The organism is Ralstonia sp. 22086 (assembly GCF_052045975.1).
GTDB classification, from domain to species: Bacteria; Pseudomonadota; Gammaproteobacteria; order Burkholderiales; family Burkholderiaceae; genus Ralstonia; species Ralstonia wenshanensis.
In genome coordinates this window covers 889,298-912,360 of sequence record NZ_JBQEPZ010000001.1, presented here as the reverse complement: position 1 = coordinate 912,360, position 23,063 = coordinate 889,298, and the positions used below count along the sequence as shown (strand labels likewise).

General features: G+C 61.6%; 26 protein-coding genes. 23 read left to right on the top strand and 3 right to left on the bottom strand.

Annotation, left to right across the window (positions count from 1 at the left end; genetic code table 11):
- Positions 1-39: 39 nt before the first annotated feature.
- Positions 40-1,152, top strand: coding sequence for a S49 family peptidase (locus tag ACTJK6_RS04270; protein WP_232042991.1), 1,113 nt, complete (start codon positions 40-42; stop codon positions 1,150-1,152).
- A 5-nt stretch (positions 1,153-1,157) separates the two neighbouring features.
- Here the strand turns inward: ACTJK6_RS04270 and ACTJK6_RS04265 are convergent, their stop codons facing one another.
- A complete protein-coding gene (locus tag ACTJK6_RS04265) occupies positions 1,158-1,889 on the bottom strand; it encodes an SAM-dependent methyltransferase (RefSeq protein WP_232042396.1) in 732 nt (243 codons plus the stop codon).
- Between the two features lie 3 nt (positions 1,890-1,892).
- The gene (locus ACTJK6_RS04260) at positions 1,893-2,489 is read right to left on the bottom strand and encodes a Maf-like protein (RefSeq protein ID WP_260804249.1); all 597 of its coding nucleotides are present in this window, start codon (positions 2,487-2,489) and stop codon (positions 1,893-1,895) included.
- A gap of 192 nt (positions 2,490-2,681) precedes the next feature.
- Here ACTJK6_RS04260 and ACTJK6_RS04255 point away from each other — a divergent pair, with 192 nt between their 5' ends.
- The 22 genes from ACTJK6_RS04255 to nagZ all read left to right on the top strand — a co-directional run bounded on the left by ACTJK6_RS04255 (position 2,682) and on the right by nagZ (position 22,410).
- The gene (locus tag ACTJK6_RS04255) at positions 2,682-3,218 is read left to right on the top strand and encodes a YceD family protein (RefSeq protein ID WP_440816735.1); all 537 of its coding nucleotides are present in this window, start codon (positions 2,682-2,684) and stop codon (positions 3,216-3,218) included.
- Between the two features lie 116 nt (positions 3,219-3,334).
- Positions 3,335-3,514, top strand: a complete 180-nt coding sequence (gene rpmF, locus ACTJK6_RS04250) for a 50S ribosomal protein L32 (protein ID WP_003268823.1) — start codon at positions 3,335-3,337, stop codon at positions 3,512-3,514.
- A 190-nt stretch (positions 3,515-3,704) separates the two neighbouring features.
- Positions 3,705-4,766, top strand: a complete 1,062-nt coding sequence (plsX, locus tag ACTJK6_RS04245; protein ID WP_232042399.1) for a phosphate acyltransferase PlsX — start codon at positions 3,705-3,707, stop codon at positions 4,764-4,766.
- Positions 4,767-4,802: 36 nt separating this feature from the next.
- Positions 4,803-5,783 (top strand): beta-ketoacyl-ACP synthase III, encoded by a 981-nt coding sequence (locus ACTJK6_RS04240; protein ID WP_232042400.1) that lies wholly within the window; start codon positions 4,803-4,805, stop codon positions 5,781-5,783.
- Between the two features lie 32 nt (positions 5,784-5,815).
- Positions 5,816-6,745: an ACP S-malonyltransferase gene (fabD, locus tag ACTJK6_RS04235; RefSeq protein WP_440838400.1), complete on the top strand. Its 930-nt coding sequence runs from the start codon at positions 5,816-5,818 to the stop codon at positions 6,743-6,745.
- A gap of 14 nt (positions 6,746-6,759) precedes the next feature.
- The gene (gene fabG, locus ACTJK6_RS04230; RefSeq protein ID WP_045204394.1) at positions 6,760-7,509 is read left to right on the top strand and encodes a 3-oxoacyl-ACP reductase FabG; all 750 of its coding nucleotides are present in this window, start codon (positions 6,760-6,762) and stop codon (positions 7,507-7,509) included.
- A 185-nt stretch (positions 7,510-7,694) separates the two neighbouring features.
- Entirely contained in the window at positions 7,695-7,934 is a 240-nt protein-coding gene (gene acpP, locus ACTJK6_RS04225) for an acyl carrier protein (RefSeq protein WP_004635650.1), read from the top strand.
- A gap of 113 nt (positions 7,935-8,047) precedes the next feature.
- Complete coding sequence (gene fabF / locus ACTJK6_RS04220; protein ID WP_232042402.1) at positions 8,048-9,280, top strand: beta-ketoacyl-ACP synthase II; 1,233 nt, start codon at positions 8,048-8,050, stop codon at positions 9,278-9,280.
- Positions 9,281-9,880: 600 nt separating this feature from the next.
- On the top strand, positions 9,881-10,480 hold the full coding sequence (gene rpoE, locus ACTJK6_RS04215) for an RNA polymerase sigma factor RpoE (protein ID WP_004635646.1): 600 nt from the start codon (positions 9,881-9,883) through the stop codon (positions 10,478-10,480).
- A gap of 107 nt (positions 10,481-10,587) precedes the next feature.
- On the top strand, positions 10,588-11,220 hold the full coding sequence (locus ACTJK6_RS04210) for a sigma-E factor negative regulatory protein (RefSeq protein WP_316868711.1): 633 nt from the start codon (positions 10,588-10,590) through the stop codon (positions 11,218-11,220).
- Between the two features lie 11 nt (positions 11,221-11,231).
- The gene (locus ACTJK6_RS04205; protein ID WP_440838399.1) at positions 11,232-12,329 is read left to right on the top strand and encodes a MucB/RseB C-terminal domain-containing protein; all 1,098 of its coding nucleotides are present in this window, start codon (positions 11,232-11,234) and stop codon (positions 12,327-12,329) included.
- A gap of 83 nt (positions 12,330-12,412) precedes the next feature.
- On the top strand, positions 12,413-13,924 hold the full coding sequence (locus tag ACTJK6_RS04200) for a DegQ family serine endoprotease (protein ID WP_322016471.1): 1,512 nt from the start codon (positions 12,413-12,415) through the stop codon (positions 13,922-13,924).
- Positions 13,921-14,196, top strand: coding sequence for a glutaredoxin family protein (locus ACTJK6_RS04195; protein ID WP_322016472.1), 276 nt, complete (start codon positions 13,921-13,923; stop codon positions 14,194-14,196). Before ACTJK6_RS04200 ends, ACTJK6_RS04195 begins: the two co-directional genes overlap by 4 nt.
- A 216-nt stretch (positions 14,197-14,412) precedes the next feature.
- A complete protein-coding gene (gene lepA / locus ACTJK6_RS04190) occupies positions 14,413-16,212 on the top strand; it encodes a translation elongation factor 4 (protein WP_316877920.1) in 1,800 nt (599 codons plus the stop codon).
- Between the two features lie 30 nt (positions 16,213-16,242).
- Complete coding sequence (gene lepB / locus ACTJK6_RS04185; protein WP_440838398.1) at positions 16,243-17,136, top strand: signal peptidase I; 894 nt, start codon at positions 16,243-16,245, stop codon at positions 17,134-17,136.
- A gap of 62 nt (positions 17,137-17,198) precedes the next feature.
- Positions 17,199-17,567: a DUF4845 domain-containing protein gene (locus ACTJK6_RS04180; RefSeq protein WP_092971570.1), complete on the top strand. Its 369-nt coding sequence runs from the start codon at positions 17,199-17,201 to the stop codon at positions 17,565-17,567.
- Between the two features lies 1 nt (position 17,568).
- On the top strand, positions 17,569-18,339 hold the full coding sequence (gene rnc, locus ACTJK6_RS04175) for a ribonuclease III (protein WP_004635630.1): 771 nt from the start codon (positions 17,569-17,571) through the stop codon (positions 18,337-18,339).
- A gap of 8 nt (positions 18,340-18,347) precedes the next feature.
- Positions 18,348-19,286 carry a GTPase Era gene (gene era / locus ACTJK6_RS04170; protein ID WP_004635627.1) on the top strand — a complete coding sequence of 313 codons (939 nt, stop codon included), beginning with the start codon at positions 18,348-18,350 and terminating at the stop codon, positions 19,284-19,286.
- Between the two features lie 31 nt (positions 19,287-19,317).
- Complete coding sequence (recO, locus tag ACTJK6_RS04165; protein ID WP_232042409.1) at positions 19,318-20,139, top strand: DNA repair protein RecO; 822 nt, start codon at positions 19,318-19,320, stop codon at positions 20,137-20,139.
- A complete protein-coding gene (gene pdxJ, locus ACTJK6_RS04160; protein WP_232042410.1) occupies positions 20,136-20,927 on the top strand; it encodes a pyridoxine 5'-phosphate synthase in 792 nt (263 codons plus the stop codon). Before recO ends, pdxJ begins: the two co-directional genes overlap by 4 nt.
- Positions 20,924-21,364, top strand: a complete 441-nt coding sequence (gene acpS / locus ACTJK6_RS04155) for a holo-ACP synthase (RefSeq protein WP_232042411.1) — start codon at positions 20,924-20,926, stop codon at positions 21,362-21,364. The genes pdxJ and acpS overlap by 4 nt, the downstream gene beginning before the upstream one ends.
- On the top strand, positions 21,361-22,410 hold the full coding sequence (gene nagZ / locus ACTJK6_RS04150; RefSeq protein ID WP_316868720.1) for a beta-N-acetylhexosaminidase: 1,050 nt from the start codon (positions 21,361-21,363) through the stop codon (positions 22,408-22,410). Before acpS ends, nagZ begins: the two co-directional genes overlap by 4 nt.
- A gap of 75 nt (positions 22,411-22,485) precedes the next feature.
- Here nagZ and efp read toward each other — a convergent pair whose 3' ends face one another.
- On the bottom strand, positions 22,486-23,055 hold the full coding sequence (gene efp / locus ACTJK6_RS04145; protein WP_024542043.1) for an elongation factor P: 570 nt from the start codon (positions 23,053-23,055) through the stop codon (positions 22,486-22,488).
- Positions 23,056-23,063 lie beyond the last annotated feature (8 nt).

Sequence of the window (23,063 nt, the reverse complement as noted above, 5' to 3'; positions counted from 1 at the left end):
TAGCGCAGTTCTCCTTCTCGACCGTTTTTCTCCTTGTCTATGACCGACTCGATTCCGCCGAAAGGGCCCGACGACGCCCCCAACGAGGGTGCAGGCAAACCAGAAGCGCTGGAAGTCACGCAGCACGCTGATCATCCGCTCGAAGCCGAATTGCGCAACTCGCCTGCAGGCAAGTCCGCATCGGCATCTGGGCCAGCTGCATCTGCACAGGCCGGTGGCTGGGAGCGCGAGGTGCTCGAAAAGGTATTGATGGCAACTGTCCGTGAGCAGCGCGCCGCCCGCCGCTGGCGCATCTTTTTCCGCTTCGTGACGCTGGGTCTGATCGGGGTGCTTATTTACGCATTTGCCAGTCTCGAAGGCGAAACCGTCAGCACGGGCCGCCACACGGCGGTTGTCACGCTCGACGGCGAAATTGCAGCCAACACAAACGCCAGCGCTGAAAACATCAATGCATCGTTGCAGGCTGCGTTTGCAGACGACAACACCGTCGGTGTGATCCTGAAGATCAATTCGCCGGGCGGCTCGCCAGTACAGGCGGGCATGATCAATGACGAAATTCGCCGTCTTCGCGCCAAGTACAAGAAGATTCCGCTATACGTCGTGGTCGAAGAGATGTGCGCGTCAGGCGGTTATTACGTGGCCGCCGCTGCTGACAGAATCTATGTCGATAAGGCCAGCATTGTCGGCTCGATCGGCGTGCTGATGGACGGCTTCGGCTTTACCGGTCTGATGGACAAGGTGGGCGTGGAGCGCCGCTTGCTCACGGCCGGTTCGAACAAGGGCATGCTTGATCCGTTCTCGCCCGTGTCGCCCCAGCAGAAACAGTATGCGCAGGAGATGCTGGACCAGGTGCACCAGCAGTTCATCGATGTGGTGAAACAGGGGCGCGGCAACCGTTTGAAGGACGATCCGACGTTGTTCACTGGCCTGTTCTGGACGGGCGCCAAGGCTGTGGATCTCGGCCTGGCTGATGCGATCGGCAGCTCGGATTTCGTTGCTCGCAACGTCATCAAAGCGCCGGACGTGGTCGACTACACCGTCAAGGAAAACTTCGCCTCGCGCGTGGCACGCAAGCTTGGCACGGCGATGGGCGCGGGCGCTGTGAAGGCGCTGGCCGCTACGGGCCAGCTCAAGCTCTTGATGAAGGAATAAGCGCGCTATCGCGCGAGCAGCGAGAAGATTGCCGGCCGCTTGTGCAGGTTCATGCGGTCGGCGCGCCAGTCGCTCACCGGCAGTGTGACGACTTGCTCCTCGGGCAGCGTCAAGTCCACCGCAATCGAGAGCAGCGTGCTTGGCGCGCAGCCGGCCTGAATGGCCTCGAGCAACGCGCCATTCCGGTAAGGCGTTTCGATAAACACCTGTGTTTGGCCTGCGGAGCGTGAAAGCTGCTCCAGCGCGCGCAGCCTGGTCTTTCGCTCCGCGGCATCGACGGGCAAATAGCCGTTGAACGCAAAGCTCTGGCCGTTCAAGCCGGACGCCATCACCGCCAGCAGAATCGAACTCGGCCCCACCAGCGGCTTTACGCGCACGCCGCGTCGGTGCGCAAGTCGCACAAGATTCGCGCCGGGATCGGCCACCGCCGGCACACCGGCCTCCGACATCAGCCCCGCGTCCTGGCCGGCAACCACCGGCGCCAGCAGTGCTTCCAGTTCCGACTCGGGCGTTTTGACGTTCAGTTCGCGGATTGTGATTTCCTGCAGTGGGCGCGCCAGCGGCGTGGTCTCGGCCAGCTTCTTCAGCAGCGCGCGTGCGGTCTTGGCATGCTCGGCGACGAAATAATCGAGTCGCGCGGTAATTTGCTGAACGCCGGCCGGAATCACGTCAGGCAGCGGGTCAGTTGCATCGCGCGAGCCCAGCGTATTTGGAATGAGGTAAAGCGTACCGGCCATGGTTCAGGCGAAGAGCGGGTAGTGAACGTTGCGCAGCATGCCGGTCAGGGCGATCAGCGGCAGACCAACCAGCGCGGTCGGGTCCGACGACTCTACGCGTTCGAGCAGGGCGATGCCCAAGCCCTCTGATTTGGCGCTTCCCGCAACGTCGTATGGGTGTTCCAGATGCAAGTAGGCGTCCAATTCCTCATCGGAAAGATCGCGGAAGGTCGCCAGCGTGCGGATGTCCTCGCTCTGGTGTTGCCCGGTTCGCCCGTCGTACAGGCACAACGCTGAATGAAATGTGACGGTGCGTCCACGCATCCAGTGCAATTGCGCCAGTGCGCGGGCGTGATCACCGGGTTTGCCGACTTGCTTGCCGTCCAGCGTGGCGACCTGATCGGAGCCAATGACCAGCGCACCGGGATGGTCTGCAGCGACCTTCTCCGCCTTTTGCCGAGCCAGGCGCAGGGCGGTCTGATCGGGCGATTCGTCCGGGGCGGGGGTCTCGTCAATGTTCGGCACCACAATCTCAAACGGCAGGCGCAAGCGTTCAAGCAATTCCCGCCGATATGGCGAGCTGGAGGCGAGAATCAGCGGCGGACGCGATGCAGAAGTCATAAGTGCTTGAAGATGCAGTGGATTTTGAGCAAAACCTTTTGACGTCAGAGGTTTCTGCCCGCTATAATCCCGCGTTTCGCGGTTTGGCCGCGCAGTGTCGCAAACCGGGCGCCCAGGCGCAAGGTGTCGGGCGCTGCAGAGTGGTCAATCCGGTTCGCGCACCAACAGCAACGCGTATAGCAGGTTCGATTCGTGGATTTTCGTGCATTCGATCTTTTCGCGTTCATTCGCGCGGGTGAGTCAGCAAGCGGCACGGTCCATCTGACCGATATGCCCCGCCTGCTGGCCGAGCAAGCTGCCGATGCCCCGGCTGACGCCAACACGCAGTTCCGTTGGCACCTGCAGGGTCTGGTGCGCGAGGAGGCTACCGCCGGCCAGTTGCCCCGCCAGCGTCTCTTCGTGGATCTGGAAGTGGATGGAGTGGTCTGGCTGCAATGCCAGCGCTGCCTCAAAGCGTACGAGCAACCTCTGCCGGTGCGCACGCGCCTTGAGGTCATGCGCTCGGAAGCCGAGGCCGACGCTGCTCCGCTGGATGACGATGAGGCCGATGTCATCGTCGGCTCGCGCAGCTTTGATCTGATCACGCAGATCGAAGATGAGTTGTTGCTGACCTTGCCGGTGTCGCCGCGTCATACAGTCTGCCCGGATGAGGTGCTGCCGGAAGAGGCTGAAGCTGAAAAGAAGCCATCGCCGTTCGCGGTGCTGGCCAACCTGAAGACCAAACATTAGGCGTGCGCGAACATTCGCGCGCGCTGATGGCAGTACGTTTCACACGCCTACCGGAATGGCTACGCTCCGGCTCCGTGTGATGTGATAAAATTGATCAAATTGCTTAGGAGTCAGTCATGGCTGTTCAACAAAACAAGAAGTCGCCGTCCAAGCGCGGCATGCATCGTTCGCACGATTTCCTGACGACGGCCCCGATCGCTGTCGAGCCGACCACCGGCGAAGTGCACCTGCGTCACCACGTGAGCCCGAACGGCTACTATCGCGGCCGCAAGGTTGTGAAGACCAAGAACGACTGATGCGATTTGCCAGTTTTCTGGCAAGCGTGTTGGGCTGGTCTGAACGCACAGGTTCATGATGCAAGCGAAAAAGCGGCAAGCCAATTTGCCGCTTTTTTGTTGAGCGAAATTCGGCAATGCGTGTACGGGTTTGTGTACCATACGCGCGCCAACGGCCGGAGCCGCACGTGAAACCGCAACTCAGACTCGCATGACCATCAAGCTTGCCATCGACTGCATGGGTGGTGATCACGGCGTTGGCGTGACAATCCCTGCAGCGATCCATTTTCTCGCTGCGCACGAAGACGTCGAAATGCTGCTCGTCGGGCAGTCCGATGCCATCGCGGCGCAGCTCAAGCGACTCCACGCTACCGCGAACCCGCGCGTTCACATCGTTCCCGCCTCCGAGGTGGTGTCGATGGACGATCCGGTCGAGGTGGCGCTGCGCAAGAAGAAAGATTCTTCAATGCGCGTGGCCATCAATCAACTCAAGGAAGGCGCAGCTCAGGCGTGCGTTTCCGCGGGCAATACCGGCGCATTGATGGCGGTGTCGCGTTACGTTCTCAAGACGCTGGACGGCATTGACCGCCCAGCCATCGCTACCGCCATCCCGAACGAGAAAGGTGCCGGCACCACCGTGCTGGACCTTGGCGCCAACGCCGACTGCGAGCCCGAGCACCTGCTGCAGTTCGCGCAGATGGCCTCGGCGATGGTGTCGGTGGTTGAGCAGAAGCCTCGCCCGACGGTTGGGCTGTTGAACATCGGCGAAGAAGTCATCAAGGGCAACGAGGTCGTGAAGCAGGCAGGCGAGCTACTGCGTGCTTCCGACCTGAACTTCTTCGGCAACGTTGAAGGCAACGACATCTTCAAGGGCACGACCGACATTGTCGTGTGCGATGGCTTTGTCGGAAACGTGGCGCTCAAGAGCACCGAAGGCCTGGCCAAAATGATCGGTGAGATGCTGCGCCAGGAGTTCAGCCGCTCGTGGTTCACGAAGCTGCTCGCCGTCGTGGCGCTGCCGGTATTGACGCGTTTCAAACGACGCGTGGACCATCGGCGCTACAATGGCGCCGCGCTGCTCGGTCTGCGTGGTCTGGTCATCAAGAGCCACGGCTCGGCCGATGCCTACGCGTTCGAGTGGGCCATCAAGCGTGCCTACGACGCTGCGGCTAACGGCGTGATCGCCCGCATTGCGCAGGCGTTCGAATCGCACCATGACGCAGCGGGCGCTGCGCCGGTCTCCACTTCCACTCCGGCTGCTGACGCTGCTTGAACGCGTCGCTCCCGAGAGAGATTTACCCCACCGCACATGACACGTTTCGCAAGGATCATCGGTACGGGCAGCTACCTGCCGCCCAAGCGGGTCACCAATGACGAACTGGCTGCCCAATTGGCCGAGAAGGGTATTGAGACGAGCGACGAATGGATCGTCTCGCGCAGCGGCATCAGGGCGCGTCATTTCGCCGAACCTGATGTTACGTGCAGTGATCTCGCAGTAAAGGCTGCTGAGCGTGCGATCGAAGCCGCCGGTATCGATCGTTCCGAGCTCGACTTGATCCTGGTGGCGACATCCACACCGGATTTCGTGTTCCCGAGCACAGCTTGCCTGGTGCAGCAAAAGCTCGGCATCACCAACGGCTGCCCTGCGTTCGACGTGCAGGCCGTGTGTTCCGGCTTCGTTTACGCGCTGGCGATCGCCGACAAATTTATCCGCTCGGGTGCGTACCGCAACGTCCTCGTGATTGGCTCGGAAGTCTTCTCGCGCATCATCGACTTCAGCGACCGCACCACTTGCGTGCTATTTGGCGATGGCGCTGGCGCCGTGGTGCTGCAGGCTTCTGAGGAGCCGGGCATCCTGTCGACAGCGCTGCATGCTGACGGTAGCCACGCCAACATCCTGTGCGTGCCGGGCAACGTTGCGGCAGGTGCAATTCAAGGCAGCGCCTTCCTGTACATGGATGGTCAAGCTGTCTTCAAGCTGGCCGTCACGGTGCTCGACAAGGTTGCCCGTGAAGCACTGGCGGCAGCGGAGCTCGATGCCTCGCAAGTCGATTGGTTGATCCCGCACCAGGCGAACATCCGCATCATGCAGGGCACGACCAAGAAGCTGGGCCTCTCGAACGAGCGCCTGATCGTGACCGTCGACGAGCACGGCAACACATCGGCTGCCTCGATTCCCCTGGCGCTCGACGTTGCTGTGCGCGACGGCCGTATCCAGCGCGGTCAGCACGTGATGCTCGAAGGCGTGGGCGGCGGCTTTACCTGGGGCGCCGCGCTGCTGCGCTTCTGATCGACGAATTTCCAGAACGAACAATACGAGCCATGACATTCGCTTTCGTCTTCCCCGGCCAGGGTTCGCAATCGGTCGGCATGCTCAATGCGTTTGCCGATCATCCTGCCGTGGCGGCCACGCTGGCCGAGGCGTCCGACGCGCTGGGCCAGGACATCGGCAAACTGATCGCCGAAGGACCGGCAGAAGAACTGAACCTGACGACCAACACGCAGCCCGTCATGCTGACGGCAGCGGTTGCCGTCTATCGTGCATGGCAGGCTGCCGGCGGCCCAACGCCGACCGTCGTGGCCGGCCATAGCCTTGGCGAGTATTCGGCGCTGGTCGCCGCTGGCGCCATCGCGTTCAAAGACGCTGTACCGCTGGTGCGTTTCCGCGCCAAGGCGATGCAAGAAGCCGTGCCGGTGGGCGAGGGCGGCATGGCTGCGATTCTCGGTCTGTCGGACGATGACGTGCGCGCAGCATGCGCCGAAGCTTCCGTCGCGGGTGTGGTCGAAGCCGTGAACTTCAACGCGCCTGCCCAGGTGGTGATCGCCGGTGCCAAGGCGGCCGTCGAGAAGGCTTGTGAAATCGCCAAGGCCAAGGGCGCCAAGCGGGCGCTGCCGCTACCGGTGTCGGCGCCGTTCCACTCTTCGCTGCTCAAGCCGGCGTCGGATCGTTTGCGCGAGTATCTCGCCAGCGTGACGGTCAATGCCCCGGTGATCCCCGTCATCAATAACGTGGATGTGGCTGTGCTGAACGACCCCGCCGCCATCAAGGATGCGCTGGTGCGCCAGGCAGCATCGCCGGTACGCTGGGTTGAGACGGTCCAGAAGATGAAGGCCGACGGCATTTCCCGCGTGGTCGAGTGCGGGCCGGGCAAAGTGCTGGCCGGTCTGGTCAAACGTATCGATGGCGAGATTGTCAGCAACGCAATCTTCGATCCGGCGTCGCTGGAAGCCGTGCTGGGCCAACTCAAATAATCAACGGGATTCGTATGACCCAAGCATTGAACAATCAGGTTGCTCTCGTCACCGGTGCTTCGCGCGGCATCGGCCGCGCCATTGCGCTGGAACTGGCGCGCCAAGGTGCGACGGTGGTCGGTACGGCCACGTCGGAAGCCGGCGCGCAAGCCATCACCGCGTACTTTGCCGAAGCTGGAGTGAAGGGTTCGGGTGTGGTGCTCAACGTGAATGATGCGGCGCGCTGCGAGGCGGTCATCGACGAAACCATCAAAACGCATGGTGGCCTGAACATCCTCGTCAACAATGCCGGCATCACGCAGGACAACCTTGCGATGCGTATGAAGGACGAAGAGTGGGTGTCGGTCATCGACACGAACCTCTCGGCTGTGTTCCGACTGTCGCGCGCCGTGTTGCGCCCGATGATGAAGGCGCGCGGTGGCCGCATCATCAACATCACTTCGGTCGTCGGCTCCGCCGGCAACCCGGGGCAGGCGAACTACGCAGCGGCCAAGGCTGGCGTGGAAGGTATGGCTCGAGCGCTGGCCCGCGAGATCGGTAGCCGGAACATCACGGTCAACTGCATCGCTCCGGGCTTTATCGATACCGACATGACGAAGGTCCTGTCGGAAGAGCAACATACCGCGCTGAAGGCGCAGATTCCGCTGGGCCGCCTCGGCGCGCCCGAGGACATCGCCAGCGCGGTTGCCTTCCTGGCGTCACCGGCGGCGGGCTACATTACGGGCTCGACGCTGCACGTCAATGGCGGCATGTACATGGGATAAGGAAGCCGTCCCGGCGGCGGGTGTGCGGGCTTTGCGTATGTACAAAATCCCGCGCGATCGCCGATTTAACTGGCTTTTAGCATCATGTTGGGCGCATTTTTTGCATGGATTCCGGCGCGGTTTTTCGCCGCGCAAACCTGCTAGAATGCGCGCACTTTTTGTCGAATACTTCCCTGGAGGGTTAAATGGACAACATCGACGCACGCGTTAAGAAGATCGTTGCAGAGCAACTCGGCGTGGCCGAAGCAGACATCAAGAACGAATCGTCCTTCGTGAACGATCTGGGCGCGGATTCGCTCGATACGGTTGAGCTGGTGATGGCTCTGGAAGACGAGTTCGGTATGGAAATCCCGGACGAAGAAGCCGAGAAGATCACCACGGTGCAGCAAGCCATCGATTACGCGACCGCCCACGTCAAGGCGTAAGCGTCAATCGATCTCTTGACATCGCGGGCCACAGAAAGGGCGGTTGTCCGGTTTGACCGGGTGGCGCGTTTTCTGTGGCCTTTGTCGCTGATACAGAGTTGCAGGAAAGCATAGTGAGCCGTCGTCGCGTAGTGGTAACCGGCCTGGGGCTGGTCTCTCCGGTAGGGAACTCGGTCGCCGAGGGGTGGGCCAATCTGGTCGCCGGCAAGTCCGGGATCGCCACCGTCACCAAATTCGATCCGTCGAACCTGGCCGTGCATTTCGCGGGTGAGGTGAAGGGCTTCAACGCTGAGGATTACATCCCGGCCAAGGAAGCCCGCAACATGGATACCTTCATCCATTACGGCATCGCTGCCGGCGTGCAAGCGCTGAAGGACAGCGGGCTGGAAGTGACTGAAGCCAATGCGGAGCGCATCGGTGTGCTGGTGGGTTCGGGTATCGGCGGTCTGCCGATGATCGAAGAAACGCACCAGACCTACGTTGATCGTGGCCCGCGCCGGATTTCGCCGTTCTTTGTGCCCGGTTCGATCATCAACATGATCTCTGGCCATCTGAGCATCATGTTCGGCTTGAAGGGCCCGAACCTGGCAGCCGTCACCGCTTGCACGACGGGTCTGCACAGCATTGGCCTGGCCGCGCGCCTGATCCAGGCCGGCGATGCTGACGCGATGGTCGCCGGCGGTGCCGAATCGACCGTGTCGCCGCTCGGCATCGGCGGCTTTGCCGCAGCCCGTGCGCTGTCCACGCGCAATGAGGATCCGGCTACTGCGTCGCGCCCCTGGGACAAGGACCGTGATGGCTTCGTCCTGGGCGAGGGTGCGGGTGTGATGGTGCTGGAAGAGTACGAATCGGCCAAGGCACGTGGCGCCACGATCTACGCGGAAGTCGCAGGCTTCGGCATGAGCGGGGACGCGTTCCACATGACGGCGCCGAACATGGACGGCCCACGTCGTTGCATGCTTAATGCACTGCGCGATGCAGGCATGAATGCGGATCAGGTCCATTATCTGAATGCGCACGGCACGTCCACGCCACTGGGCGATAAGAACGAGTCCGAAGCAATCAAGGCGGCATTCGGTGATCATGCAAGCAAGGTTGTCGTGAATTCCACCAAATCCATGACCGGCCACTTGCTGGGTGGGGCGGGTGGTCTGGAGTCGGTGTTCACGGTTCTGGCGCTGCACAATCAGGTGTCGCCGCCGACCATCAACATCTTCAACCAGGATCCCGAGTGCGATCTCGATTACTGCGCCAACACCGCGCGTGACATGAAGATCGACGTGGCCGTGAAGAACAACTTCGGCTTCGGCGGGACGAACGGTACGCTGGTGTTCAAGCGCCCATAAGGCAGAGCGGCACGTAGCCTTACGGCGCGTGCCGCTTCGTTTTTGCCTTGGTTGTCCAGCACATTGTCTTTCCAGCGTCGTATCGGCGATTGTGCGCGATCACTCGATTTGGCATGGCAGCCGTTGTCTGCTCGGTTGTTTGCTGGGCGATCAAAACGTGGGGCGCGGCATTGCCTTGGATTACATGGGGCGTCATCAGCGGGTTGGCGATGGCAGCTTGCCTTCCTTTGATGGTGAACCGTTCGCCGCTTGCGATGGAACTGATGTGGCGCGCTCGTCTCAAACAAGACGGAGAGCCCGGCCAAGCTGTATGGCAAGTCCGATTGAAAGCGGCAGAAGCGATCCAAAATGCGCCTCTGTTATGGTCGTGGCCGCTCGGAGAGCGCATCTTGGTCCTTGGTGTCGCGCGTCGGGGGTGGTGTCCGCAGATTTTTGTGCTGATGCCGCCGTGGTTTTCCGCCAGGACGCTACGTCGTATGCGAAGTCTGTTGCGCCTGGGGCCTCCGCGGGTGGCCTCCCAGGTGTCCGGTGTGTCGTAGGTAAAATACAACGTTTCCAAGTCACAAAAACTCAAGGCGATACACTGCAGGTGAAGAATCCGTGAGCGAACGCGAAGCCGACCAGATCCTCGTCGAGCGCGTCCAGCAAGGCGACAAGCGAGCGTTTGAGCTGCTGGTGGTCAAGTACCACCGGAAGATCATTCGGCTCGTCTCTCGCCTGATCCGTGACCCGGCCGAAGTCGAGGATGTGGCACAGGATGCCTTTATCAAGGCATACCGTGCGTTGCCCCAATTTCGGGGGGAATCCGCGTTCTATACGTGGCTGTATCGCATCGCCGTCAATACGGCCAAGAACTACCTGGCGACTCAGGGACGGCGCCCGGAATCGTCCAGCGACATCGACACCGAAGAGGCTGAAACTTTTGCCGACGGTGAGCTACTAAGGGATATCAATACGCCGGACTCCATGCTGCACACCAAGCAGGTGGCCGAAACGGTCAACCGTGCAATGGAAGCGCTGCCCGAGGAATTGCGGACCGCAATAACACTCCGGGAGATCGAGGGTCTGAGCTATGAGGAAATCGCTGAAGCGATGGAGTGCCCGATCGGCACGGTCCGGTCCCGCATCTTCCGGGCGCGCGAGGCGATTGCCGAGAAATTGCGCCCCCTGCTGGGAACAGTGGAGGGCAAACGGTGGTAGCCAGCCGATATGACAAGCCGGCGGCCGCATGCGGCTGCGAACGGTGAAACCTCGGGAAGTCTTCTCTCGGATCGTTGATTGGACGTTGGAGTTTTTGGGGTCGGGAAATGGGTCAGGCTCAATTGCAAACGGCAGAAGCGGAGTTCGCACAACGCATCTCTGCCTTGATGGACGGTGAAGTCGCAGCGCACGAGGTGTCGGCTGCCGTGGAACTTGCCAAGGATGGCGAGGGCGCGGGGCATTGGCGCGAATATCAACTGATCGGCGATGTGCTCCGGTCGGAAGATCTGCTGAACACGCGTTCCTCTGAAGATTTTCTCAGCCGGTTCTCGGCCAAGCTCGACGCCGAACCGCATCTGCTGGTGCCGGCAGTGGCGCAGCGCGCCAAAACTCAAGAGAGGCACCGCTTCCTGGTCAGCCCTGCTTGGGTCCGCCGGATCATGCCTACGACCGCCGTGGCAGCGGCGGTGGCGGCCGTTAGCTGGGTCGTCGTGCCGCAATTGCGCGGTCCTGCTGATGGCGCAGACGGCTCTCCCGCTTTGGTCGCCAAAGCGACGCAAGCTGCTGGTGCACAGGCACTGACCGTTGCGGCAACTGACAATACGCCGATGATTCGCGACGCCCGTCTGGATGAGTACCTGAGCGCCCACCGGCAATCAGCGACCAACGGTATGGTGGTTCCGTATCTGCGTGCAGTGGCCAATGGGGTGGCGAACACCCAGGACTCCAATCAGGAATAATGCGGGCATCCATGTCGAAGGTGTGGCACCCCGTTGCCGGGGCAGGCGCCCGCAAGCTTCAGGCCGTTCGTCGGTCGATTTTTCTTCTACTGTGTGTTTCGGCGCTGGCGACAGCTGCGCAGCCGCAGCCCGATCCCATGCCGCGCAAGGAGGCCGCCTCCTGGCTAGCAAAAATCCATCGCGCAGCGCTCAAGCAGAACTATGTCGGCACGCTGACGTATCAGCGCGGCAACGGCATGCATTCCACCCGCATCCAGCATTACGCTGATCTTTTCAACAACGAGTACGAGCGCGTCGAAGCGCTGGACGGCAAGCAGCGAGAAATGCTGCGCCACAATGACGTCGTCCGGAATCTGATTTACGACGTCAAACTCGTTGTGACCGAGAAGCAGGAACACAAGGACAGCTTTCCCGCGTTGCTCGCCACCACCAATGGCGATGTGCTTGATCAATACGACATGCGCCACCTGCCGGCAGAGCGTGTCGCAGGCATGGATTGCGAAGTCTTCCAGCTCGATCCGAAGGACGGCTACCGTTATGCCTACCGAATCTGGGCGGAGCGCAACAGTGGTTTATTGATGCGCGCTCAGACCATTGGTGAAGACGGCAAGGTGCTTGAACAGGTTGCCTTCTCGCAAGTTGAGTTGGGTGTGCCGTCGGAAAAGCAGAAGATCGTCAATGCGCTCAAGAATCTGAGCGGCTGGAATCAATATGAGATCGTGACCCAGCCGACTAACCTGGCCGAGCAAGGTTGGACGATCGGCAACCCCGTCAAGGGTTTTCAGAAGATCCGTGAGGTGCGTCGTCCGCTGGGCGATATTGCGCCGGCTGGCAAGCACGGCTCCGGTTTCGAAGTCCAGCAGGTCGTGTTTAGTGACGGGTTGGCAGGCCTGTCGCTCTTTATCGAGCCGGTCTCTGAAAAGCGTGCGCGCCGCGAAGGCTTTATCTCGCAGGGCGCTACCCATGTGATGGTGCGACGTGTTGCTGATTTCTGGCTGACGGTCGTGGGCGAAGTCCCATTTGCTACCATCAAGCAGTTTGGCGCAGCAGTCGACTACAAGCCGGTGTCTGCCAACGCGACCAACAAGCCGGCAAGCTCGCCGCAGTAGCCACAGAGCCGGCGTCTGTCTTGGATGCGCGACGTGATCGCGCAATGCCATTTCTCTATCTGTTCTTGTTCCGGGGAGCTTTCATGCGTACCGCTCGATCCGTTCACGCCTTGCGTCTTTTGTGCGTTGCCGCTGCTGTGGCGGTTGGGAGCGCACTGGCGCCGGCCCACGCACAGAACGCCACGGGTAGCGTGGCTACGGGCACGTATGGCCTACCCGATTTTGCCGATCTGGTCGAGAAGGTGAGCCCCGCTGTCGTCAACATTCGGACAACCGAGAAGGTCCGTATGCAGCAGGGTGGTCCGAACGATGACGACATGGCCGAATTTTTCCGCCGCTTCTTCGGGGTACCGATGCCGGGCATGCCTGGGCAGGGCCAGAAGCGCCGCAACGCGCCGCCGCAACAGGAAGAAGAGCAAAGCCGCGGTGTTGGGTCTGGCTTCATCATCTCGGGCGATGGCTACATCCTGACCAACGCGCATGTAGTGGAAGGTGCGGAAACCATCTATGTCACGCTGATCGACAAGCGCGAGTACAAGGCCAGGCTGATCGGCCTGGACAAGCGTACCGACGTGGCCCTCGTCAAGGTTGAAGCGGGCGGTCTGCCGAGCCTGAAGCTCGGTGATTCCGACAAGGTTCGCGTGGGCGAGTGGGTGCTCGCGATCGGTTCGCCGTTCGGTCTGGACAATACGGTGACAGCTGGCATTGTGTCCGCCAAGGGGCGCGATACGGGCGATTACCTGCCGTTCATCCAATCTGACGTAGCCGTCAACCCAGGTAATTCGGGCGGCCCGCTGATCAACCTGCGAGGCGAGGTGATCGGCATCAACAACCAGATTTATAGCCAAAGCGGCGGCTACATGGGCATCTCGTTCTCGATTCCGATCGACGAGGCGATGCGTGTGGCTGAGCAGTTGAAGGCGACAGGGCGCGTGACACGTGGCCGCATCGGTGTGGCAATCGACAACGTGCCGAAGGATGCAGCGGAGTCGCTGGGTCTGGGCCGTGCGCGCGGCGCCTATGTCGGCAATGTCGAATCGGGCGGTCCGGCGGACAAGGCCGGTATCGAGGCCGGTGACATCGTCTTGAAGTACAACGGCCGCGATGTCGAGAAGGCCGGAGACTTGCAGCGCCAAGTCGGCGAGACCAAGCCGGGCACGCGCGCTACGGTGCAGGTCTGGCGCAAGGGCGCGACGCGTGATCTGACTGTGACGGTCGCCGAGTTGCAGGCCGATACCAAGGTGGCGCAGCGCACCAAGGGCGCGCAGCCTGATAACAGCCAGCAGGGCCCGGGGAAGCCGAATGCGCTGGGACTGGTGGTGGCCGACTTGTCTGACGGCGCGCGTCGCGAGTTCAAGACGAAGAGCGGCGTTGAAGTGCAGGTCTCTGAAGGGCCGGCGGCGCGTGTCGGCATTCGACCGGGTGACCTGATTCTGCGCGTCGGTGATACCGATGTGTCTAGCGCCAAGCAGTTCAACGAGGTGGTCGCCAAGCTCGACAAAAACCGCATGATTGCGGTGTTTGTACGCCGTGGCGATGCGACCCAGGTGGTGACGCTGCGCCCGAGTGCGGCCCGTTCAGGCACCGGCCAGTGATTGAGTTGACGCTCTACGGGCGCACGTATTGCCATTTGTGCGACGACATGAAGAACGCGCTGGAACTGCTCCGGCGCGGTTTTTCTTTTGTGCTGCACGAGGTGGACGTCGACAGCGATCCAGTGCTGGAAGCGCGGTTTGACGAGCTGGTCCCCGTGCTGATGACGGGTGCCCCAGAGACACCGCCCGAAGACGCGCGTGAGCTGTGTCACTACTTTCTCGATGTGCCTGCCGTGCAGGCGTGGCTTGCAGCACAGACGGCGCCGAACTGACGCAACGCCGCTGCCGCAAAAAGAGGCGCGGGAAGCCCTCTGAAATCCGGTAAAATCGCCTGTTAGCGCCGATTTTTGCATTGCACGATTTTTGTGCCGCAGCCTCGGCTTGGAACCCAATACCTCCCGCCGGCGCAGCCAACGCGCGTCGGCCATGCCGGAACCGCTCGCGCTCCCGGCAGACGCGCCCGGGACGGGCGCTTTTCGACGCATTCGATGGACAATATCCGCAATTTCTCGATCATCGCCCACATCGACCACGGCAAATCGACGCTGGCCGATCGCATCATCCAGTTGTGTGGCGGGCTCTCCGACCGCGAGATGGAAGCCCAGGTGCTGGACTCGATGGACATCGAGAAGGAGCGCGGCATCACCATCAAGGCCCAGACCGCAGCGCTGTCCTACAAGGCACGCGACGGCAAGGTCTATAACCTCAACCTGATCGACACCCCGGGGCATGTTGACTTCAGTTACGAAGTCAGCCGCTCGCTGTCCGCATGCGAAGGTGCTTTGCTGGTTGTCGATGCTTCCCAAGGTGTGGAAGCGCAAACCGTCGCCAACTGTTACACCGCCATCGAGCTGGGCGTGGAAGTTGTGCCAGTGCTCAACAAAATCGACCTGCCTGCGGCCGATCCGGACAACGCGATCCAGGAAATTGAAGACGTCATCGGCATCGACGCGACCGACGCTACGCGCTGCTCCGCCAAGACCGGCGTAGGCGTGGCCGACGTGCTGGAAGCGCTGATCGCCAAGGTGCCGGCGCCCAAGGGTGACCCGGCCGCGCCGCTGCAAGCGCTGATCATCGACTCGTGGTTCGACAACTATGTCGGCGTGGTGATGCTGGTGCGCGTGGTGAACGGCACGCTGCGCGCCAAAGACAAAGTCCTGCTGATGGCAACCGGTGCGCAGCACTTGGTGGAGCAGGTGGGCGTGTTCTCGCCGAAGTCGGTGCCGCGCGATTCCTTGTCTGCCGGGCAGGTAGGCTTTGTCATCGCGGGCATCAAGGAACTGAAGGCTGCCAAGGTGGGTGACACCATTACCCACGTTGCACCGCGCAAGGCCGAGGCGCCGCTGCCGGGCTTCAAGGAAGTCAAGCCGCAGGTGTTTGCCGGCCTGTATCCAGTGGAAGCCAATCAGTACGAAGCGCTGCGCGAATCGCTGGAAAAGCTCAAGCTCAACGACGCGTCGCTGCAGTACGAGCCGGAAGTGTCGCAGGCACTGGGTTTCGGCTTCCGCTGCGGCTTCCTTGGCCTGTTGCACATGGAGATCGTGCAGGAGCGTCTGGAGCGCGAGTTCGACATGGATCTGATAACCACCGCGCCCACGGTGGTCTATCAGGTGCAACTGCGCGACGGCACGATGGTGCAGGTGGAAAACCCCGCCAAGATGCCCGCGGACCCGAGCAAGATCGAGGCGATTCTCGAGCCGATCGTCACGGTCAATCTGTACATGCCGCAGGATTACGTGGGTGCCGTGATTACGCTGTGCGAGCAGAAGCGCGGCTCGCAGATCAACATGAGCTACCACGGTCGCCAAGTCCAGCTCACGTATGAGATCCCGATGGGCGAGATCGTGCTGGACTTCTTCGATCGGCTGAAATCCGTTTCGCGCGGTTATGCGTCGATGGATTACGAGTTCAAGGAATACCGCGTGTCGGACGTGGTCAAGGTCGACATCCTGATCAACGGCGACAAGGTCGATGCGCTGTCCATCATCGTCCACCGTTCGAACGCCACATATCGTGGCCGTGAAGTGGCCGCCAAGATGCGCGAGATCATTCCGCGCCAGATGTACGACGTGGCCATCCAGGCAGCCATTGGCGCCAACGTGATCGCCCGCGAAAACGTCAAGGCACTGCGCAAGAATGTGCTGGCCAAGTGCTACGGCGGTGATATCTCGCGCAAGAAGAAGCTCCTCGAAAAGCAGAAAGAGGGCAAGAAGCGCATGAAGCAGGTTGGTACCGTTGAAATTCCGCAAGAGGCCTTCCTGGCCATCCTGCGCGTCGAAGAAAAATAATCCAGACATCGCTCGGACGATCTCTCATCCATGAACTTCGCCCTGATTCTGTTTGTTCTCGTCGTCCTCACCGGTATTGCGTGGGTGGCTGACAAGCTTGTGTTTCAGCGCCAGCGTCAGGCGGCTGCGGCCGCGGCACTGGCTGAATTTGATGCGCGTGCGCAGGTGCAAGCGCAGTACGGCGGCGGTGGCGACATCGGTGCCGCGCGTTTGCAACTGGCTGAAGACAAGTTGCGCCAGCCCTGGTGGCTGGAGTACACCGCCAGTTTCTTCCCGGTGATTGCCGCAGTGTTCCTGCTGCGCTCGTTCGTGATCGAGCCATTCAAGATTCCGTCGGGTTCGATGATTCCCACGCTGCAGATTGGCGATTTCATCCTCGTCAACAAGTACACGTATGGCATTCGTTTGCCCATCGTGAACAAGAAGATCGTCGAGTTGAATCAACCGCAACGCGGCGACGTGATGGTCTTTCGTTATCCGAAAGACGAGTCGATGGACTACATCAAGCGCGTGATCGGCGTGCCCGGCGACGTGGTCAAGTACGACAACAAGCGCCTGACCGTGAACGGCCAGCCGGCCACCTACGCACCGCAATCCGATTACCTCGATGGCGAGCGCTTGACGTACTCGAAGCAGTATCAGGAGACGCTGGGCAACGTGACCCACAACATCCTGAATGACGCCGACCGCCCAGCTTATGTCTCCGGGCCGGACGATTTTCCCTTCCGCGAAAACTGCACTTACAATCAGACCGGTTTCACCTGCAAGGTACCTGAAGGTCACTATTTCATGATGGGCGATAATCGCGACAACAGCGCGGACTCCCGCTATTGGGGTTTCGTGCCGGACAAGAACATCGTCGGGAAAGCGTTCTTCATCTGGATGAACCTGGGTGACCTGAAGCGGATCGGTGCTTTTCATTGATCCCATAAGTGATGCAAAAAGCTCTTATGAAAACTCGGCGATTGCAAAACGGGGGAAATGCAATGCGAATTCGTCAGGCAGGTCTGAAACGCCCGTCGCGCGGGATTACGATGTTCGGCATCCTGATCGGCATCATTGTGCTGATCACGTTTGTGTTGCCGGCCATTCGATCCGTCCCAAGCCTGATGGAATACCAGGCCATCACGCGCGCTGTGAAGCAGGCGCGTGAGCGTGCAAGCACGCGCGAGGAAGTGGCCAATGCCTTTGACAAGCAAGCCGCGATTGACGACATCACGTCGATCAAGGGTGAAGATCTGGAAGTGCTGGACGGGGGCGGCTCCATCCAGGCGGTGCGTTTCTCGTACAAGCGCGAGATCCCGTTATATGGCCCCATCGGTCTGGTGATCACCTATTCGGGGACCCAGCGTTGACATGAGTCTGGATGCACTACAGCAACGTCTTGGCTACCGCTTCAGCAAACCAGAGTTGCTGCAGCAGGCGCTCACCCATCGCAGCCACAGTGCGATGCATAACGAGCGCCTGGAATTTCTTGGCGATTCAATCCTGAATTGCGCCGTCGCCGACATGCTCTACGGCATGTTCGGCAAGCTGGACGAGGGCGATCTCTCGCGCGTGCGGGCCAATCTGGTCAAGCAACAGGCGCTGTATGAGATTGCACAGATGTTGCAGTTGCCCGATGCCCTGCGTTTGGGCGAAGGTGAATTGAAAAGCGGTGGTTTCCGCCGGCCTTCCATCCTGGCTGATGCGCTCGAAGCGATTTTCGGGGCGGTCTTCCTTGACGGCGGCTTCGATGCTGCCCGCACGCTGATCCGCAAGCTCTACATCCCGATCCTTGAACAAGTTGACCCGCGCACGCTGGGCAAGGATGCCAAGACGCTGTTGCAGGAGTACCTCCAAGGTCACAAGATTGCGTTGCCCTTGTACACGGTGGTTGCCACCCACGGCGCGGCGCATAATCAGCAATTCGAGGTCGAGTGCTCGATCCCGAAGCTGGAGATTCGCGTCTCCGGCAGCGGGGCATCGCGGCGCGCGGCCGAACAATCGGCGGCCAAGCTGGCCCTGGATGAAGCGCATCGCCTGGTGCCGCAGCTCGTCAAGCGCAGTCGCGCCGAGCGCACCGGCAAGACGCGCAAGCAGGCTACGCCGCCCGATCCGCAGTTGTCTCTCAGGTTGAAGGAATAATCAGGTAAATGAGCGACACCCCCTTGCAGCCTCCGCAGCCAGAATCTGGTGTGCCGGAGGGGTTCCGCTGCGGCATGGTCGCCATTGTTGGGCGGCCGAACGTCGGCAAATCCACGCTGATGAATGCCCTGGTGGGCCAGAAAGTCAGCATCACGTCGCGCAAGGCGCAGACGACGCGCCACCGCATCACCGGCATTCAGACGACGGATGACGCGCAGTTCGTCTTCGTCGATACGCCGGGCTTCCAGACGCGTCACGCCACGGCGCTGAACCGTTCGCTGAACCGCGCGGTCACCTCCACGCTCACGTCGGTGGATGCCGTGTTGTTCGTGGTTGAAGCGGGGCGCTATGGCCCGGACGACGAGAAGGTGCTCTCGCTGCTGCCGCGCGAGACGCCCGTGATCCTGATCGTCAACAAGGTCGACCGGCTCGACGCTTACACGCGCGCCGAGATGGTCGCCGTGTTCCTGCAGGACATGGCACAGGTGTTTCCGTTTGCCGAAATCGTACCGATGTCGGCCAAGAACCGTGACGATATCGACCGCTTGCTCGGCATCGTGCGCCCGTATCTGCCGGAAGGCGAACCCATGTACGACCCGGAGGCGCTGACCGATCGGAGCGAGCGCTTCCTGGCCGCAGAAATCGTTCGCGAGAAGGTGTTCCGCTGGACTGGCGACGAGCTGCCGTATTCCAGCACGGTCATCGTCGACAAATTCGAGACCGAAGGCCGCCTGCGCCGCGTATTCGTGACCATCCTCGTCGATCGCGACGCGCACAAGGCGATGATCATTGGCGCGAAGGGCGCCAAGCTCAAGCAGATCTCCACCGAAGCCCGCATGGACATGGAAAAACTGTTCGACGGCAAGGTGTATCTCGAGGTCTGGATCAAGGTCAAGAGCGGTTGGGCCGACAACGAAGCCGGCCTGCGCGCCTACGGCTACGAGTAACCGCCTAACCGGGCCACTCTACACACGCTCGATGGCGGGACGATCCGATCCGATTCCGGACGAAGCCGCGGAATGGCTCGCCGAGGAAAGCGTAGCCGGCGCCGCGCCGCGCAAAAGCTTTCCTGCCGGGCGTTCCGAAACACGCGTTGCTGCGCAGCCGGCCTTCGTGCTGCACAGTTACCCGTATCGGGAAACCAGCCTCATCATCGATGTCTTCACGCCGGACTATGGGCGCATGGCCCTGGTCGCCAAGGGCGCCAAGCGACCGCATTCGGCCCTGCGTGCGGTATTGCAGACGTTCCAGCCGCTGTCGCTCTCCTGGAGCGGGCGCGGTGATGTGCGCACGCTGACCCGTGCCGAGTGGGTGGGCGGCATGCTGCCGCTGGGCGGGGAGGGGCTGCTATCCGGTTTCTATCTGAACGAACTGCTCGTCAAATTCGTCGCCCGCGAAGACGGGCACCCGGTACTGTTCGCACATTACGTCGAAACGCTCAATAAGCTGGCCCATGGTGAACCTGCTGCCTTCACGCTGCGCGCGTTCGAACGGGTGCTACTGAGGGAGACCGGCTTTGCCGCGCAGCTCGACCGCTGCATCGACGGTGAGCCCGTGCAGGCCGACGCCGAATATGTCTATCACCCGGAGCGCGGCATTCGGCGGACACTGCCGAGCGATCCATCGTCCTGGCCTGTTTTGCGGGGCCAGACGCTGATCGACATGGAGCGCGACGATTACGCCTCACGCCCAACGACCGCGCAGCAAAGCCGCAGCCTGATGCGTTTCCTGCTGCATTATCATTTGCATGGCACGCCGCTTTCGACGCGCCAGATCCTGATCGACTTGCAGAAACTATGATCTTTCATGCCTCGCCGGGAATCATCGACCTGGGCATCAACATCGACCATGTCGCCACGCTGCGCAACGCGCGCGGCACCACTTACCCGGACCCGATCGCCGCGGCGCTGCTGGCTGAAGAAGCCGGCGCTGATCTCATCACGCTGCACCTGCGCGAAGATCGCCGCCACATCAAGGATGCCGATGTGCGCGCGCTGCGGCCGCAGTTGCGCACGCGCATGAACCTGGAGTGCGCCGTCACGCAGGAGATGCTCGACATCGCGTGCGACATCGGCCCGCAGGATGTCTGCCTCGTGCCCGAGCGCCGTCAGGAAGTCACCACCGAGGGCGGTCTGGACGTGGTGGGCGGTTTTGCCAAGGTGCAGGCTGCCTGCAAGCAACTGGCCGATGCAGGCATCCGCGTGTCGCTGTTCATCGATCCGGATGCCGCACAGATCGAGGCTGCAGCCGCTGCCGGTGCGCCCGTCATCGAACTGCACACGGGCCGCTATGCCGAAGCGACGGACGATGCCGAGTTGCGGGCGGAACTCGTCCGCATCGAAACGGCGGTGGAAGAGGGCATCCGCTGGGGCGTGCGCGTGAACGCCGGCCACGGCCTCCACTACACGAACGTGCAGCCGATTGCGGCCCTTGCTGGCATTCACGAACTCAACATCGGCCACGCCGTCGTTGCGCATGCGGTGTTTGCCGGCTGGCAGAACGCAGTGCGTGAGATGAAGGCGATCATGGTTGCGGCCCGGCTGTCGTCCACCACGCCGGCGGCCGCTCACCCCGGCGTGCCCGTATGAACGAACGCGCCGCCGCCGCGGCGTCCGGTGCGATTTACGGCATCGGCACCGACATCATCCAGATCGAGCGCGTCGACGGCGTGATGCAGCGGACCCACGGCCGCTTCGCCGAAAAGGTGCTGGGCCCCGATGAGCTGCGTGTCTACCACGCCCGCAAGGCGCGCTCTGAGCGGCGCGGCCTTGCCTTTCTCGCCACGCGCTTTGCCGCCAAAGAGGCCGTGTCCAAGGCCATCGGCCTCGGCATGCGCTGGCCGATGACGTGGCGGGCGGTACAGACGCTCAACTTGCCATCCGGCCAGCCGGTCGTGCGCTATAGCGGCGAACTGGCCGACTGGATTGCGCAGCACGGCCTTCATATCCAGATCAGTGTGACGGACGAACGCGACTACGCGGTCGCCTTCGCCGTCGCCGAGTTGCAAACCAAATCCTCCGCATGACTCAAACCAAGAAGCAGAAGCACCCCGGCCCGATCGTTCTGGATGTTGCCGGCCTTGAACTTGGCCCCGACGATGTTCGCCGCATTGCCCATCCGTTGACGGGTGGCGTGATCCTGTTCGCGCGCAACTTCGAATCGCGCGCGCAATTGACCGCGCTGACGCAGGCCATTCGCGCGATTCGGAGCGACGTGCTCATTTGCATCGACCACGAAGGCGGACGCGTGCAGCGCGCCAAGACCGACGGCTTTACGCACCTGCCCGCCATGGGCGCGCTGGGCAAGCTCTGGGACACCGACGTGCTGGCCGCCACGCGCGCTGCCACGGCTTGCGGCTACGTGCTGGCCGCCGAACTGCGCGCGTGCGATATCGACCTGAGCTTCACGCCCGTGCTCGATCTCGACTATGGCAGCAGCAGTGTGATCGGCGATCGCGCGTTCCATCGCGACCCGCGCGTGGTAACCATGCTGGCCAACCACTTGACGCTGGGCCTGCGCTTGGCCGGCATGTCGAACTGCGGCAAGCATTTCCCCGGCCACGGCTACGTCCAGGCGGATTCGCACATCGCTGTACCGGTGGACGAGCGTCCGCTGGAGGCCATCCTCGCTGACGACGCGCAGCCGTACGGGTGGATGGGAATCGGTCTGCAGTCGGTAATGCCGGCGCACGTGATTTACTCGGCCGTCGATCCGAATCCAGCGGGCTTCTCTCGCTTTTGGCTGCAGGACATGCTGCGCGCGCATTTCAACTTCGACGGCGTGATCTTCAGCGATGACCTGAGCATGGAAGGCGCGAGCGTAGCCGGCACGGTCGTCGACGGCGCGCGAGCGGCGCTCACGGCCGGCTGCGACATGGTGCTGATCTGCAATGCGCCGGAAAAGGCCGATCAACTGCTCGGCGAGTTGGATGTGCCGATGGGCAAGGCGTCGCAGCGGCGCGTGCGTCGGCTGTTTGGCGGTCGTGCCGTGAAGGACTGGACGAAGCTACAACAGCAATCGGCTTACAGGCAGGCGCTGCGTACGTTGCGCGAGGCGAAACTCATCAAGTAGCGTCGAAACGCCAAGAAGATTGATCGCAAAAGAAAAGGCTCCCGAGGGAGCCTTTCTTCTTGCTGCGACGCCAGCTTACTTGGCGCGGCTACGGTACTCGTCGGTACGCGTGTCGATTTCGATCTTCTCGCCGATGTTGCAGAACAGCGGGACCATGATCGTGAATTCTTCGTTGTCGTTGATGCGAGCCGCCTTCAGAACCTTGCCCGACGACGTGTCGCCCTTGACGGCGGGTTCGGTGTAGACGATTTCGCGGACAACTGTGGTCGGCAGTTCCACCGAGATGGCGTTCTCGTTGTAGAACGTCACTTCGACCTTCATGCCGTCTTGCAGGTAGTTCAGTGCGCTGCCCATGGCGGCGGGCTCAACGTTGTACTGTTCGTACGTGACCGGGTCCATGAACACGTACATCGTGCCGTCGAAGTAGGAGTACTCGGCTTCCTTCTTCTCCAGGATGACTTGGTCCATCTTGTCGTCGGCGTTGAACACCGACTCGCCGCCTGCGCCCGTCAGCAGGTTCTTGTACTTCATCTTGACGACGGCGCCCGAACGGCCCGAACGGCTGTACTCGGTCTTGAGCACGACCATCGCGTCGTTGCCGATCATGAACACGTTGCCAGCGCGGAGTTCTTGCGCGATTTTCAAAGCCATTT